Origin of the sequence: Leifsonia sp. ALI-44-B (assembly GCF_001984125.1) — a bacterium.
Lineage (GTDB): Bacteria > Actinomycetota > Actinomycetes > Actinomycetales > Microbacteriaceae > Okibacterium.
On record NZ_MTQL01000006.1, the window covers coordinates 305866 to 320715 of the forward strand.

The window sequence follows — 14850 nt, forward strand, 5'->3', positions numbered from 1 at the left end:
GCCCCACTCTCCCAGCTTGTTGTGACGAAATATCTGAGAGAACGGACTGCGTCGATCGTGGAGAACCTGAGAGCGCTGACACGCCGATTCTGGAACTGGCTGCCGAACGGTGTCGACGACCGTCGAGTGCGTGTCCTCGGTTGGACCACGCTCGTCGTCCAGACGGTCATCGTGGGCACGGGCGGACTCGTGCGGCTCACGGCATCCGGCCTCGGCTGCCCCACGTGGCCCAAGTGCACGACGGGTTCGCTCGTGAACACGCCCGAGATGGGCATCCACGGTGTCATCGAGTTCGGCAACCGCCTGCTCACGTTCGTGCTCGTCATCGTCGCCATCGCAGCTTTCATGGCCGTCATCCGGTTCCGGGCCGAGCGCCGCGACCTGTTCGTGTTGACCCTGCTCATCGGCCTCGGCATCCCGGCGCAGGCGATCATCGGTGGCATCAGCGTGCTGACCAAGCTCAACCCGTACGTCGTGGGCTTCCACTTCGTCGTGTCGGTCGTGCTCGTGGCGCTGTCGACCGCCCTGGTCTACCGCATCTACACGCCCACCGGGCACCGCATCCTCGACGTGCCCCGCTGGTATGCGATCACGGCTCACGTCACGAGCGCCGTCGTGGCCGTCACCATCGTGGTGGGCATCCTGACGACCGGTTCGGGGCCGCACGCGGGTGACGCCGACGCGCCCCGAAACGGGCTCGACTCCGAGTTCCTGCAGCACGTGCACAGCTGGCCCGCCTACGCCACGTTGGCGCTCACACTCGTGCTCGTGATCGGGGCCTTCGCCTCGCCCTACGTGGGTCTGCGTCGCTGGACCGCCCTGCTCCTCGCCGTCGAGGTCGTGCAGATCATCGTGGGGCTCACTCAGGCGCGCCTCGGGCTGCCCGCAATCCTCGTGGGCATCCACATGGTTCTCGCGTGCTTGCTGGCCTCGGCCATGACCGCGGTCGTGCTCAACCTCAAGTCGCCGGCCATCGCCCTCTCCCCCGGCGACGATCTTGCCGACCTGGATGCCGCAGCGCAGACATCCTCGCGCCGCCGACGCCCCGACGCACTGACGCCCCAACGCGCTGACCCGCTGAACAACTGACCGGGTCCATGCCGGGTCGTAGGCCCTTTGGCCCTCTACATGGGTCGGTTACAGCACCTGTCCGGTGAGGCGGCCCCGCATGCGGTGCTCGACCGTCGTCGTCACCGGATGATCCCCCACAACGAAGAAGCCCCTCGAAGTCGGATGACTGGAGGGGCTTCTTCGTGCTCGCGGGGAGGTGCGGACCGCGCCTAGTTGAAGGGGAAGAAGAGCAGCAGCGGGTCGATGGCCACGGCCAAGAACAGCAGCGTGAGGTAGCTGATCGAGCCGTGGAAGACGCGCATGGGCGACACCTTCTCGCCGCGGATGGCCCTGTTGTACAGGCGGTGCGTCTCGTAGATGAACCAGCCGCCCGCAATGAGCGCCGTCGCCGTGTAGATGAGACCCATGTGCGCGACGGGCGTCAGCAGCAGCGAGCACGCGACCGTGGCCCACGCGTAGAGGATGACCTGCAGGCCCACCTGGGCGCGACCGCGCACGACGGCGAGCATGGGGACGCCGACGGCCTTGTAGTCCTCGCGGTACTTCATGGAGAGGGGCCAGTAGTGCGGCGGGGTCCACAGGAAGACGACGCCGAAGAGGATGAACGGTGCCCACGTGAGATCGCCCGTGACGGCCGCCCATCCGATGAGAACCGGGAAGCAGCCCGCGATGCCGCCCCAGATGATGTTCTGCTGCGTGCGGCGCTTGAGCCACAGCGTGTAGATGAACACGTAGAAGAGGATGGCGGCGACGGACAGTGCGGCGGCCACGAGGTTGGTCGTGAGCGCGAGCCACACGGTCGACAGCACGCCCAGCGCCCAGGCGAAGACATACGCCTCTCGCGGGGTGAGGACACCCGTGACGAGCGGACGATTCTTGGTGCGGTTCATCACCTTGTCGATGTCGCGGTCGATGTAGCAGTTGAATGCTGCAGCGGACCCGGCGCTCATGGCGCCGCCGATGACGGTCGCGACGATCAGCCAGAAATTGGGCAGACCGTTCTGGGCAAGGATCATCACCGGGATGGTGGTGACCAGCAGCAGCTCCATCACCCGGGGTTTCGTCAAAGCGACGTAGCCTTTGAGCTTCGTTCGGAAGTCGATGGGTCTCTGGCCGACCTGGGGCTCTACGGCAACGTCCATTGCTCCTCTAACCGGTGGAAATCTGTTATCGATTCTAGGTCATCCGGCGCGGGGCACAAATTGTAGACCCGTTGCGCCCGAGGCGAAATCACCCGCAACGTTCCCGAAATGTGGCAGGCATCCTCGCTATGCTTGACACGCTCGCCAACCAATACGTGCGCGGCTGCATGCCCGCAAGACGTGTTCGGCTGTGCCGTGCCGTCACTCTGCCAACGATGCCAGCGCGTGCGTGTTATCTCCTCCGGATCGGCCTGGGTTAGGGTCATCCGCAACTCAAGAAGGGTCAATAAGACTGTGGCAGCTCTGCAATGGGATTCCATCGACAACAAGGCGGTAGACACCGTCCGAGTGCTGGCGGCAGACGCCGTCGAGAAGGTGGGCAACGGCCACCCCGGCACCGCGATGAGCCTCGCCCCCGCGGCATACCTTCTCTTCCAGAAGGTCATGAAGCAAGACCCGACCGACACTCACTGGCTCGGGCGTGACCGCTTCATCCTCTCGGTCGGGCACAGCTCCCTGACCCAGTACATCCAGCTCTACCTGGGCGGCTACGGCCTCGAGCTCGACGACCTCAAGGCTCTGCGCACCTGGGGTTCGCTCACGCCCGGTCACCCCGAATACGGTCACACCAAGGGTGTCGAGATCACCACGGGCCCCCTCGGCCAGGGCCTCGCCTCCGCCGTCGGTTTCGCCTACGCCGCTCGCTACGAGCGCGGCCTGTTCGACCCCGAGACCCCCGCCGGTGAGAGCCCGTTCGACCACAACATCTATGTCATCGCCGGCGACGGCGACCTGCAGGAAGGCGTCACGAGCGAAGCATCCTCGCTCGCCGGCCACCAGCAGCTCGGCAACCTGATCGCCATCTACGACTCCAACCAGATCTCGATCGAAGACGACACCAACATCGCCTTCACCGAAGACGTCAAGGCGCGCTACGAGGCCTACGGCTGGCACGTGCAGACGGTCGACTGGAAGAAGACCGGCGAATACGTCGAAGACGTGCACGAGCTGCACGACGCCATCGAGGCCGCCAAGGGCGAGACCGACCGTCCGTCGCTCATCGTGCTGCGCACCATCATCGGATGGCCCTCGCCGAAGAAGCAGAACACGGGCAAGATCCACGGCTCCGCCCTCGGCGCCGACGAGCTGCGCGGTGTGAAAGAAGTCCTCGGCTTCGACCCCGAGCAGACCTTCGAGGTGGCCGACGAGGTCATCGAGCGCACGCGTTCGCTGCAGGAGCGCGGCGCAGCCGACCACCAGGAGTGGAACAAGAAGTTCGACGCCTGGGCCGAGAAGAACCCCGAGAAGAAGCAGCTGCTCGACCGCGTGCTCTCCGGCGAACTGCCCGACGGCCTCGTCGAGGCTCTCCCGGTGTTCGAGCCCGGCAAGGACGTTTCGACCCGCGCCGCCTCCGGCAAGGTGCTCAACGCCATCGCACCGCTCATGCCCGAGCTGTGGGGCGGTTCGGCCGACCTCGCCGAGTCGAACAACACCACCATCGAGTCCGGCGCGTCGTTCATCCCGTCCGAGCACTCGACGCACGAGTGGACCGGTAACGAGTACGGCCGCGTGCTGCACTTCGGCATCCGCGAGCACGCCATGGGAGCCATCCTCAACGGCATCGTGCTGCACGGCCCGACGCGCGCCTTCGGTGGAACGTTCCTCATCTTCAGCGACTACATGCGTCCCGCGGTCCGCCTCGGCGCACTCATGAACGTGCCGTCCATCTTCGTGTGGACGCACGACTCGGTCGCCCTCGGTGAAGACGGCCCCACGCACCAGCCGATCGAGCAGATCGCCTCGCTGCGCGCCATCCCTAACCTCGCCGTGGTCCGCCCCGGTGACGCCAACGAGGTCGGCTACGCCTGGCTCGAGATCCTGCGTCGCCAAGAAGGCCCCGCCGGTATCGCCCTCACGCGCCAGAACATCACCGTGTTCGAGCGCGGCGAAGACGAAGCATCCGGTGACACCTTCGCTTCGGCGAAGCACGTCGCCAAGGGTGCTTACATCCTGGCCGAGGCCCCGAACGGCACGCCCGACGTGATCCTCATCGCCACGGGTTCCGAACTGCAGCTCGCCGTTCAGGCGCGCGAAGACCTGGCCGCCGAGGGCATCAACGCCCGCGTCGTCTCGGCTCCCGCGCTCGAATGGTTCGCCGAGCAGAGCGAGGAATACCGCGAGAAGGTGCTGCCCAAGGCCGTCACCGCTCGCGTGTCGGTCGAAGCCGGGCTCTCGCTCGGCTGGCGCGAGATCGTGGGCGACCGCGGCCGCTCCGTCTCGATCGAGCACTTCGGTGCATCCGCCGACTGGAAGACCCTCTTCCGCGAGTTCGGTATGACCCGCGAAGCCGTCGTCCAGGCCGCCAAAGACTCGCTCGGCGACAACTGATCGCTCCCACGATCAGACCACCGAGCAACAAGGAGAACAGAAGAAAATGACTGAAACCAACACCGCACAGCTGTCCGCCGCCGGCGTCAGCATCTGGCTCGACGACCTGTCGCGCGAGCGCATCAAGTCCGAAGGCCTGCAGAAGCTGATCGCCGAGCGCAACGTCGTCGGCGTGACCACGAACCCCACGATCTTCGCCTCGGCGCTGTCCAAGGGTGAGGCCTACGACGAGCAGGTCCGCGAACTCGCCGCCGCGGGTAAAGACGTCACCGCCGCCGTGTTCGAGATCACCACGGACGACGTGGCCAATGCATCCGACATCTTCCGCCCCGTCTATGACGCCTCCAAGGGCTTCGACGGCCGCGTGTCGATCGAGGTCGAGCCCGGCCTCGCGCACGACGCCGCCGGCACCATCTCCGAGGCCAAGGCACTCTGGGCCAAGGTCGACCGCCCCAACGCCATGATCAAGATCCCCGCGACGATCGAGGGCCTCGAAGCCATCACGGCCGTCATCGCCGAGGGCATCAGCGTCAACGTCACCCTGATCTTCTCGCTCGAGCGCTACCGCGAGGTCATCAACGCCTACCTGACCGGTCTCGAGAAGGCCAAGGAGGCCGGCCGCGACCTGTCGACCATCCACTCGGTCGCCTCGTTCTTCGTGTCGCGCGTCGACACCGAGATCGACAAGCGTCTCGACGCCATCGGTTCCGACGAGGCCCTGTCGCTCAAGAGCAAGGCCGGCGTCGCCAACGCGCAGCTCGCCTACGAGGTCTTCGAGCAGAGCTTCGACTCCGAGCGCGCCCAGGTGCTGCTGCAGGCCGGCGCCAACAAGCAGCGCCCCCTGTGGGCCTCGACGGGTGTCAAGAGCCCCGAGCTGCCCGACACGCTCTACGTGACGCAGCTCGTCGCGCCGGGCGTCGTCAACACCATGCCCGAGAAGACGCTCGAGGCCACGTTCGACCACGCCGAGGTCACGGGTGACACCATCACCGGTTCCTACGACGAGGCCAACGCCATCCTCGACCGCCTGTCGGCCGTCGGCGTCTCCTACGACGAGGTCACCGCGCTGCTCGAGAAGGAGGGCGTCGAGAAGTTCATCGTCTCCTGGAACGAGCTGCTCGACACCGTCACCGCTGCTCTGGAGGCCGCCAAGTGAGTTTCAAGATCCATGTGACCGGCGCAGCCGAAGAGGCGGTGCAGAAGGTCGTCCCGACCCTCGTCGACGACCTCGTGGCTTCCGGTATCACGGCTCAGAACCCGAGCCTGTGGGGCGCGGACGCCGAGTCCGAAGCAGCCAAGCGCCTCGGCTGGGTCGAAGCGGTCAGCATCTCGCGACCGCTCGTGGCCCAGATCGAAGAGCTGCGTGCAACCCTCACGGCGCGTGGCGTCAACCACATCGTCCTGGGTGGCATGGGCGGCTCGTCGCTGGCCCCCGAGGTCATCACCAAGACGATGGATGTCGAGCTCACCGTGCTCGACTCCACCGCCCCCGGCCAGGTGCTCTCCGCCCTGAACGACCGCCTCGAGACCAGCGCCCTCGTGGTGTCCTCGAAGTCCGGTTCGACCGTCGAGACCGACAGCCAGCGCCGCGCGTACGAGTACGCGTTCACCGAGGCCGGCATCGACCCGCGCGAGCGCATCATCGTTGTCACCGACCCGGGTTCGCCGCTCGACGCGTCGGCTCGCGAGGCCGGTTACACGGTCTTCAACGCCGACCCCAACGTCGGCGGCCGCTACTCGGCGCTCACGGCATTCGGCCTCGTGCCCTCGGGCCTCGCCGGTGTGAACCTCAACGAGCTGCTCGATGAAGCGGAGTCGGCCCTGGTCGACATCGCTATCGACGACGCCCACAACCCGGCCCTCATCCTGGCCGCCGCGATCGCGGGCACCTCGCCCCGTCGCGACAAGCTCGGCATCGTGTCCGACGGAACCCACATCGTCGGTTTCGCCGACTGGGCCGAGCAGCTCATCGCCGAGTCCACGGGCAAGCAGGGCACCGGCATCCTGCCCGTCGTCCTCGAACCCCTGTCGACCGAGATCACGGCGGGTTACCCCGACGTGCAGATCGTTCGCCTCGTCGACGACGCCGACCAGCACCACCTGCTGAAGCACGACCGTCACGTGGGAGAAATCCTCGTTTCGGGCACGCTCGGCGCCCAGATGATGGTGTGGGAGTACGCGACCGCGATCGCCGGCCGCCTGCTCGGCATCAACCCGTTCGACCAGCCCGACGTCGAGTCGGCCAAGGTTGCAACGCGAGGCCTGCTCGACGCCCGCCCCGAAGCGACGGCCCCGGCCTTCGTCGACGGCGGCATCGAAGTGCGCGGCACCTCGAACGTGGTCGCGGGCGCTTCCAGCGTCTCGGCCGTCGTCGATGCCCTGCTCGCCGAGCTCGGACCCGACGGTTACGTGGCCATCCAGGCCTACGTCAACCGACTGGCACTCCCCCAGCTCGACGGCATCCGCGACCTGCTCGCGGCTCGCGCCGGACGCCCCGTGACCTTCGGATGGGGACCCCGGTTCCTGCACTCCACCGGTCAGTACCACAAGGGTGGCCCGGCCACCGGCGTGTTCCTGCAGATCACCGAGGTCTCGAACGTCGACCTCGAAATCCCGGAACGTCCGTTCACCTTCGGCCAGCTGATCCAGGCTCAGGCCGCCGGTGACGCCAGCGTGCTCGCCGAGCACGGCCGTCCAGTCGTCACCCTCACGCTCACCGATGCGCAGGCGGATGTCGAAAAACTCTTCGAATCCCTGAACGCTTCCGAGCGTTAGGCACACAAGGAGCAGTATGTCCCCGGTGGAAATCACCCCGGAGTTCAACCCGCTGCGGTTGCCCTCCGACCGCCGTCTCAACCGGATTGCCGGGCCCAGCGGCCTGATCATCTTCGGTGTGACCGGCGACCTTTCCCGCAAGAAACTCATGCCGGCGGTCTACGACCTGGCGAACCGGGGGCTCTTGCCCCCCGGTTTCGCCCTGGTCGGTTTCGCCCGGCGTGACTGGGAAGACCAAGACTTCATGGAGGTCGTCCACGACGCCGTGAAGCAGCACGCCCGCACCGAATACCGCGAAGAGGTCTGGGCGCAGCTTGCCCAGGGCATCCGCTTCGTTCCCGGTGAATTCGGCGACGAAGAGGCGTTCGAGAAGCTCAAGGAGACTATCCACGAGCTCGACCGCGAGCGGGGAACGATGGGCAACCACGCGTTCTACCTCTCGATCCCGCCCAAGGCGTTCCCGCTGGTCACCGAGCAGCTGCGCCGCTCGGGGCTGGCCGAACCCGCCGATGGCGAGTGGCGCCGCGTCGTCATCGAGAAGCCCTTCGGAAGCGACCTCAAGACGGCTCGCGAACTGAACGCTGTCGTCGAGTCGGTCTTCCCGGCCGACTCGGTGTTCCGCATCGACCACTACCTCGGCAAGGAGACGGTCCAGAACATCCTGGCGCTGCGCTTCGCCAACGAGATGTACGAGCCGATCTGGAACGCCAACTATGTCGACCACGTGCAGATCACGATGGCCGAGGACATCGGCGTCGGCGGCCGTGCCGGTTACTACGATGGCATCGGCGCAGCCCGCGACGTCATCCAGAACCACCTGCTGCAGCTGCTCGCGCTGACCGCCATGGAGGAGCCCATCTCCTTCGACGCGGCTGATCTGCGTGCCGAGAAAGAGAAGGTGCTCGCGGCGGTTCGTCTGCCCGAAGACCTCTCCACCTCGACCGCTCGCGGCCAGTACGCCGGTGGATGGCAGGGTGGCGAAGAGGTCCTCGGATTCCTGGACGAAGACGGGATGAACCCCGAATCGACCACCGAGACCTACGCCGCCATGCGCCTCGACATCAACACGCGTCGTTGGGCCGGTGTGCCGTTCTACCTGCGTGCGGGTAAGCGTCTGGGGCGCCGCGTGACCGAGATCGCCGTCGTGTTCAAGCGTGCGCCGCAGTACCTCTTCGAGAAGAGCCAGACCTCCGAGCTGGGCGAGAACGCACTCGTGATCCGCGTTCAGCCCGACGAGGGTGTCACCATCCGGTTCGGCTCGAAGGTTCCTGGTGCCGCCATGCAGGTGCGCGACGTGACCATGGACTTCGGTTATGGTCACGCGTTCACCGAGGCGAGCCCCGAGGCTTACGAGCGCCTGATCCTCGACGTCCTCCTGGGCGACCCGCCCCTGTTCCCCCGCCACGAAGAGGTCGAACTCTCGTGGAAGATCCTCGACCCGATCGAAGAGTTCTGGGCGAAGCAGGGTGGAAAGCTCGAGCAGTACCAGCCGGGCACCTGGGGCCCTGCCGGTGCCGATGAATTGATGGCCCGCGACGGCCGAACCTGGAGGCGTCCATGATCGTCGATCTTCCCGACACGACGACGAGCAAGATCACCAAGAAGCTCGTCACGATTCGCGACGAGGGTGGCGCTGTCGCCCTCGGCCGCGTGCTGACTCTCGTGATCGCCGCCGAATTCGGCACCGAAGAGGTGGCGATCGAGGCGGCCAACGATGCATCGCGCGAGCACCCCATGCGCGTGATCGTGCTGGCCAAAGAGCCTGAGGATGCCGCGGGATCGTCCGCGACCGCCGCGGCCACCAAGACGGCTCGCCTCGACGCGCAGATCCGCGTTGGCGGCGACGCCGGCGCGAGCGAAGTCATCATCCTGCGCGCCTACGGCGAAGCGGGCAACAACGAGGAAAGCCTGATCACCGGCCTCCTCCTGCCCGACGCCCCCGTGGTCGCCTGGTGGCCCGGTAAGGCACCCGAGGTGGCTTCCACGTCTCCTCTCGGACGCATCGCTCAGCGACGCATCACCGATGCCTCGGCTCAGGATGATCCGCACGAAGCCCTGCTGCACCTGGCGCGCACCTACGCGCCCGGTGATACCGACTTCGCGTGGACGCGTCTGACGCTGTGGCGGGCGCAGCTCGCCGCCGTTCTCGACCAGCCGCCGTACGAGCCCGTGCTCGAGGCGCAGGTGTCGGGTGCGGCCGACTCGCCCTCGACGGTTCTTCTCGCCGCCTGGCTGCAACTGCAGCTCAAGGTGAACGTGAAGCACGAGTTGACCTCGCGCGGCGCCGGGTCTTCCGGCATCCATGGTGTGCGGTTGACGCGTGCTTCGGGAGACATCGACCTCGAGCGTCCGGTTGCCAACGTCGCGACTCTCGTCCAGCCGAACCAGCCGACGCACGACCTCGCATTACCACGTCGCAGCCTGCGTGACTGCCTCGCCGAGGAATTGCGTAGACTCGATCCTGACGATTTGTACGGCGACGTGCTCACAACTGGTCTCGGTCAGCTCGACGAGGCTGAATTGCCCACGAAAGGCTCAAACTAGATGACCAACGATCGACGCGTGCTGGTTCACCCAGACAACACCGCTCTCTTCGGATCGGTAGCTGCCCGGTTCATAACCAAAACCGTCGACCTGTTGGACGATCTGGGGACAGCGAACATCGTCCTCACCGGGGGTCGCGCCGGCACCGGCGTGATGAGCGCCATCAACGAGTCCAGCGCACGCGACAGCGTCGACTGGACTCGGGTGCACTTCTGGTGGGGCGATGAGCGCTTCGTTCCGGCCGGTCACGAGGATCGCAACGATGTCGGGGCGCGTGCCGCTCTGCTCGACCACATCCCCGTGCCCGCCGAGAACATCCACCCGTTCCCGGCTTCTGACGAGGTCGCCGATCTCGACGAGGCCGTGGCCGTCTACACGGCCGAGCTCGCGAGGTTCGCGATGGATGGCAACGAGGTCCCGCGCTTCGACATCACCTTCTTGGGTGTCGGGCCCGACGGGCACATCGCGTCGCTCTTCCCCGACCGTCCCGAGGTGGGCGTGAAAGACGTTCCTGTGGTTGCCGTGCGCGATGCGCCGAAGCCGCCGCCCCTGCGCCTCAGCCTGACCCGTCCGGTGCTCAACGGCTCCGACCGCATCTGGCTGGTTCTTTCGGGCGCCGACAAGGCGGCCGCCCTCGGCCTCGGCATGGCGGGCGCGAGCTTCCATGAGGTTCCGGTTGCCGGTATCAAGGGTCGCAAGCGCACTGTCTTCTTCGTCGATCAGGACGCCGCGGCTGAAGTTCCGGAGTCGCTCATCGCGCCGTCCTACTAGGCCCGTCCCGGAGAATCGGAGAATCGCTGAATCGCCTCCTCGCCACCGTGCGGGGAGGCGATTTTGTGTGCGTGCGACGTGTGTGTGGCTGAGCCTTGTTCAGCAGGGAATCGGTATCGCGGCCCAGCTCACGGGCTGCCTTCATTATGCCCACACGTGTGATTCCCAAACCCTTTCCGCCGCGGGCTTGCTGAGCCCTGCGCGGGAGTATGCCGAGGGGTCCTTCGTCTGAATCGTCGAGGCAGCACAGATCGCCGGGTAAGTCCCCCCGCGCGGCTTAGCCGCGCCCGTTCAGGATGGGAGCCTCGGGTAGCGCCTTGCGGACACACAGAGAGGGCCGGGAACGTGTGTTCCCGGCCCTCTCTGCGTGAATCAGTGCGTGCGTTCGCGTCTACTTTTTCGCCGAGGCGAGCGTTCCGCGACGTGCGCGGAGCTGCTGAAGAGCCTCTTCGAGCAGCTGCTCGGCTTCTTCCTCGGTGCGACGTTCCTTCACGTATGCGAGGTGCGTCTTGTAGGGCTCGAGCTTCGACAGTGCCGGCGGGTTCGCCCGGTCGCGACCGGCCGGAAGACCGGATGCGGGGCAGTCGATCGTCTCGGGGATCTCCTCGTCGGGCAGGTTTGCCGCGAAGTGGCGAACCGTCTCGTTGCCGAGGGCGTCCCAGTAAGACACCGCCACGCGCTCGGCGTGGAAACCGTGGTCTTGCTCCCCCATGGGGCCTGCGCCTACGCGGGATCCCCGGATTGCGCTTCCTCCTGCAGCCATGTGCCTATCTCCTTCTGTCTGACTCGGCGATCAAACGCCGGACTGGAACTTGGTGATCAAACCCAACGCCACGATGGTGGCGAACCACACCAGGCCCAGGATGACCGTGATGCGGTTGAGGTTTCGTTCGGCGACACCGGAGGACCCGAGGTTCGACGACATACCCCCACCGAACATGTCGGAGAGCCCGCCACCTCGCCCCTTGTGCAAGAGGATGAGGAACGTGAGCAGGAGGCTCGTGATGCCGAGCACAACCAGCAGTACTACCTGAAGAATTTCCACGGGGGCCTTTCATACGGCGGAACCGGAATTCCGGCGACCGTCGTCAATTATAGCGGGAGAAGCGCGTCAAACCTCGAACGTCACACACCAACATGTTTCTGGTAGCGCACGATGCTCGAGAATTCGTTCAGGTCGAGGCTCGCGCCGCCGACGAGAGCGCCGTCCACGTTGGGCTCACGCATGAAGCCCGCGATGTTGTTGGCTTTCACCGATCCGCCATAGAGAATACGAGTCTTCTGCGCGACCTCGTCACCCAGCGTCTCACGGATGACGTCGCGCAGAGCCGCGGCAACGTTCTCCGCCTGCTCGGGCGTGGCCGCCTGGCCGGAACCGATAGCCCACACGGGCTCGTAGGCCACGACGATGTCGGCGGTCGACGAGATCTTCGACAGGGCGACCTTCAGCTGCGCGACGGGCACGGCACTCGGGCCGTGCTTCTCGAGGTCTTCGCTCGTCTCCCCCACGCAGATGACGGGAACGACGTTGTGCTGCACGGCTGCAGCAACCTTGCCGGCGATCTGTTCGTCGGTCTCGTTGTGCAGCGTGCGCCGCTCCGAGTGGCCGACGATGACGTAGCCGCACTCGAGTGCCCGCAGGAACGTGGCGGAGATCTCGCCGGTGTAGGCGCCCGACTCGTGCTCCGAGACATCCTGAGCGCCATAGGCGATGGGCAGCTTGTCTGCCGCAACCAGCGTCTGCACCGAGCGGATGTCGGTGAACGGCGGGAACACGGCGACCTCGACGGTGCTCGGATCGTGCTTGGCATCGGACAGGCTCCACGCCAACTTCTGCACGAACGCGATCGCCTGCAGGTGGTCGAGGTTGAGCTTCCAGTTGCCCGCGATGAGCGGGGTGCGGGTGTTTACCATCCGAGTACCTCCAGGCCGGGGAGACGCTTGCCTTCGAGGAATTCGAGGCTCGCTCCGCCTCCCGTCGAAATGTGACCGAACTGATCATCGGTGAAACCGAGCGCACGAACCGCCGCTGCGGAGTCACCGCCACCGACGACGCTCAGGCCATCGGTCTCGGTGAGCGCCTGGGCGATGGCCTTGGTGCCCGCGGCGAAGGGCGTGAGCTCGAATACGCCCATGGGGCCGTTCCAGAACACGGTCTTCGAATCGCGGATGATGGCGGCGAAAGCCTCCGACGTGTCGGGACCGATGTCGAGACCCAGTCCGGACGAACCGAACGGGGTGTCCTCGATCGCATCGACACTGCGGATGACGTGCTCGGCCGTCTCGTCGAACTTCGCTGCGACGGCCACGTCGGTCGGCAGAACGATTTTGACGCCGCGCTTCTCGGCCTCGGCCAGGTAGCCGCGAACCGTGTCGAGCTGGTCTTCTTCGAGAAGGCTGGAACCCACGTTGTGGCCCTGCGCCTTGAGGAAGGTGAAGAGCATGCCGCCGCCGACGAGGAGGTTGTCCACGCGCGGGAGCAGGTGACCGATGACTCCGAGCTTGTCGGACACCTTCGAGCCGCCGAGGACGACCGTGTAGGGGCGCTCGGGCTTCTCGGTGAGCTTGTCGAGCACCTCGAGTTCGGTGGCGATGAGCGTGCCGGCGGCGCTCGGCAGGAGTTCTGCAAGCTCGTAGACGCTGGCCTGCTTGCGGTGCACGACCCCGAAGCCGTCCGACACGAAGGCGTCGCCGAACTCGGCGAGCTGCGCGGCGAACGCGCGGCGTTCGTCGGCGTCTTTGCTCGTCTCGCCCGGGTTGAAGCGCAGGTTCTCGAGCAGGACCACGTTGCCGTCGGTCAGCTGTTCGACGGCCTCGTGCGCGCTGTCGCCGACGGTGTCGCTGGCGAAGGTGACGGGGCTGCCGAGCAGCTCGGAGAGGCGCTGGGCTACGGGCGCGAGCGAGTACTTCGTCTCGGGGGCGCCATCGGGACGACCGAGGTGTGAGATGACGATGACGCGGGCGCCCTGGTTGATCAGAACGTTGAGGGTCTCCAGAGACGCGCGAACGCGTCCGTCGTCGGTGATGACCCCATCCTTGAGAGGAACATTGAGGTCACACCGAACGACGACGCGTTTGCCCGCCACCGAACCCAGGGATTCGAGTGTGCGAAGAGACATATTTAGAGGCGATCCGCCACGTACTCGGTCAGGTCGACGAGACGGTTGGAGTAGCCCCACTCGTTGTCGTACCACGCCGACAGCTTGACCTGGTCGCCCAGGACGCGCAGCAGGCCGGAGTCGAAGATGGCCGAGTGCGGGTCGGTCGTGATGTCGCTCGACACGATCTCGTCTTCCGTGTACTTCAGGATGCCCTTGAGGGGACCCTCGGCGGCTTCCTTGTAAGCAGCCTTGACCTCGTCGACCGTGACGGGACGCGACGACGTGACCGTGAGGTCGGTGATCGAGCCGGTCGGGACCGGAACGCGCAGCGCGAAGCCGTCGAGCTTGCCCTTCAGCTCGGGCAGCACGAGGCCGATGGCCTTGGCGGCGCCGGTGGAGGTCGGGACGATGTTGATCGCGGCTGCACGGGCGCGACGAAGGTCGCTGTGCGGGCCATCCTGCAGGTTCTGGTCTGCGGTGTAGGCGTGCACGGTGGTCATGAGGCCACGCTCGATGCCGAACTTGTCGTTGAACACCTTGGCGAGCGGCGCGAGGCAGTTCGTGGTGCAGGACGCGTTCGAGATGATGTGGTGGTTGGCGGGGTCGTAGTCCTGCTCGTTGACGCCCATGACGAAGGTTGCGTCTTCGTCGGTGGCGGGAGCGGAGATGAGGACCTTCTTGGCGCCGGCTTCGATGTGCTTGCGAGCATCGGCTGCCTTGGTGAAGCGGCCGGTCGACTCGATCACGATGTCGACACCCAGGTCGCCCCAGCCGAGGTTGGCGGGGTCGCGCTCGGCGAGAACCTTGATGGGCTTGCCGTTGACGATGATGTTGTCACCCTCGAGCTCGACGGTTGCGTCGAGACGGCCGGTGATGGAGTCGTACTTGAGAAGGTGGGCCAGCGCCTTGTTGTCGGTGAGGTCGTTGACGGCAACGATCTCGAGGTCGCTGCCCTTGGCGAGGGCTGCGCGGAAGTAGTTACGGCCGATGCGGCCGAACCCGTTGATACCGATCTTTACGGACAAGGATCACTCCTGTTGCTGGGGCGCGTGACGCGC

The 14850-nt window shown here is 66.0% G+C and carries 13 protein-coding genes; 7 read left to right on the forward strand and 6 right to left on the reverse strand.

Translation table 11 applies throughout. The features are described from left to right. The first annotated feature begins 66 nt into the window (after positions 1 to 66). A complete protein-coding gene (locus ALI44B_RS02510) occupies positions 67 to 1089 on the forward strand; it encodes a COX15/CtaA family protein (RefSeq protein WP_496507422.1) in 1023 nt (340 codons plus the stop codon). A 191-nt stretch (positions 1090 to 1280) separates the two neighbouring features. Here the strand turns inward: ALI44B_RS02510 and ALI44B_RS02515 are convergent, their stop codons facing one another. Beyond that, positions 1281 to 2213: a heme o synthase gene (locus tag ALI44B_RS02515; RefSeq protein WP_077053181.1), complete on the reverse strand. Its 933-nt coding sequence runs from the start codon at positions 2211 to 2213 to the stop codon at positions 1281 to 1283. A 294-nt stretch (positions 2214 to 2507) separates the two neighbouring features. On the opposite strand from ALI44B_RS02515, the gene tkt reads away from it, so the two are divergent. Genes tkt through pgl form a run of 6 tightly spaced genes read left to right on the forward strand, consistent with a single transcriptional unit; the run spans position 2508 to position 10691 of the window. Next, positions 2508 to 4601, forward strand: a complete 2094-nt coding sequence (tkt, locus tag ALI44B_RS02520) for a transketolase (protein ID WP_077053182.1) — start codon at positions 2508 to 2510, stop codon at positions 4599 to 4601. Between the two features lie 46 nt (positions 4602 to 4647). Further along, positions 4648 to 5757 (forward strand): transaldolase, encoded by a 1110-nt coding sequence (gene tal / locus ALI44B_RS02525; RefSeq protein WP_077053183.1) that lies wholly within the window; start codon positions 4648 to 4650, stop codon positions 5755 to 5757. Further along, positions 5754 to 7376 carry a glucose-6-phosphate isomerase gene (locus ALI44B_RS02530; RefSeq protein WP_077053184.1) on the forward strand — a complete coding sequence of 541 codons (1623 nt, stop codon included), beginning with the start codon at positions 5754 to 5756 and terminating at the stop codon, positions 7374 to 7376. Before tal ends, ALI44B_RS02530 begins: the two co-directional genes overlap by 4 nt. Positions 7377 to 7392: 16 nt before the next feature. After that, a complete protein-coding gene (gene zwf, locus ALI44B_RS02535) occupies positions 7393 to 8937 on the forward strand; it encodes a glucose-6-phosphate dehydrogenase (RefSeq protein WP_077053185.1) in 1545 nt (514 codons plus the stop codon). Continuing rightward, positions 8934 to 9920 carry a glucose-6-phosphate dehydrogenase assembly protein OpcA gene (locus ALI44B_RS02540; protein ID WP_077053186.1) on the forward strand — a complete coding sequence of 329 codons (987 nt, stop codon included), beginning with the start codon at positions 8934 to 8936 and terminating at the stop codon, positions 9918 to 9920. The genes zwf and ALI44B_RS02540 overlap by 4 nt, the downstream gene beginning before the upstream one ends. Continuing rightward, positions 9921 to 10691: a 6-phosphogluconolactonase gene (pgl, locus tag ALI44B_RS02545; protein ID WP_077053187.1), complete on the forward strand. Its 771-nt coding sequence runs from the start codon at positions 9921 to 9923 to the stop codon at positions 10689 to 10691. Between the two features lie 391 nt (positions 10692 to 11082). Here pgl and ALI44B_RS02550 read toward each other — a convergent pair whose 3' ends face one another. From ALI44B_RS02550 to gap, 5 genes are all read right to left on the reverse strand, one after another. Further along, complete coding sequence (locus tag ALI44B_RS02550; RefSeq protein ID WP_077053188.1) at positions 11083 to 11454, reverse strand: RNA polymerase-binding protein RbpA; 372 nt, start codon at positions 11452 to 11454, stop codon at positions 11083 to 11085. Between the two features lie 30 nt (positions 11455 to 11484). Beyond that, positions 11485 to 11736 carry a preprotein translocase subunit SecG gene (gene secG, locus ALI44B_RS02555; protein WP_077053189.1) on the reverse strand — a complete coding sequence of 84 codons (252 nt, stop codon included), beginning with the start codon at positions 11734 to 11736 and terminating at the stop codon, positions 11485 to 11487. A gap of 80 nt (positions 11737 to 11816) precedes the next feature. Continuing rightward, on the reverse strand, positions 11817 to 12605 hold the full coding sequence (gene tpiA / locus ALI44B_RS02560) for a triose-phosphate isomerase (protein WP_077053190.1): 789 nt from the start codon (positions 12603 to 12605) through the stop codon (positions 11817 to 11819). Continuing rightward, on the reverse strand, positions 12599 to 13810 hold the full coding sequence (locus ALI44B_RS02565; protein ID WP_077053191.1) for a phosphoglycerate kinase: 1212 nt from the start codon (positions 13808 to 13810) through the stop codon (positions 12599 to 12601). Before ALI44B_RS02565 ends, tpiA begins: the two co-directional genes overlap by 7 nt. Positions 13811 to 13812: 2 nt before the next feature. Continuing rightward, positions 13813 to 14817, reverse strand: a complete 1005-nt coding sequence (gap, locus tag ALI44B_RS02570; protein ID WP_077053192.1) for a type I glyceraldehyde-3-phosphate dehydrogenase — start codon at positions 14815 to 14817, stop codon at positions 13813 to 13815. Positions 14818 to 14850 lie beyond the last annotated feature (33 nt).

Coding starts and splice junctions, on each gene's coding strand:
- ALI44B_RS02515 (WP_077053181.1), bottom strand. CDS start 2,213: ATGGACGTTGCCGTAGAGCCCCAGGTCGGCCAGAGACCCATCGACTTC.
- tal (WP_077053183.1), top strand. CDS start 4,648: ATGACTGAAACCAACACCGCACAGCTGTCCGCCGCCGGCGTCAGCATC.
- zwf (WP_077053185.1), top strand. CDS start 7,393: ATGTCCCCGGTGGAAATCACCCCGGAGTTCAACCCGCTGCGGTTGCCC.
- ALI44B_RS02540 (WP_077053186.1), top strand. CDS start 8,934: ATGATCGTCGATCTTCCCGACACGACGACGAGCAAGATCACCAAGAAG.
- pgl (WP_077053187.1), top strand. CDS start 9,921: ATGACCAACGATCGACGCGTGCTGGTTCACCCAGACAACACCGCTCTC.
- ALI44B_RS02550 (WP_077053188.1), bottom strand. CDS start 11,454: ATGGCTGCAGGAGGAAGCGCAATCCGGGGATCCCGCGTAGGCGCAGGC.
- tpiA (WP_077053190.1), bottom strand. CDS start 12,605: ATGGTAAACACCCGCACCCCGCTCATCGCGGGCAACTGGAAGCTCAAC.
- ALI44B_RS02565 (WP_077053191.1), bottom strand. CDS start 13,810: ATGTCTCTTCGCACACTCGAATCCCTGGGTTCGGTGGCGGGCAAACGC.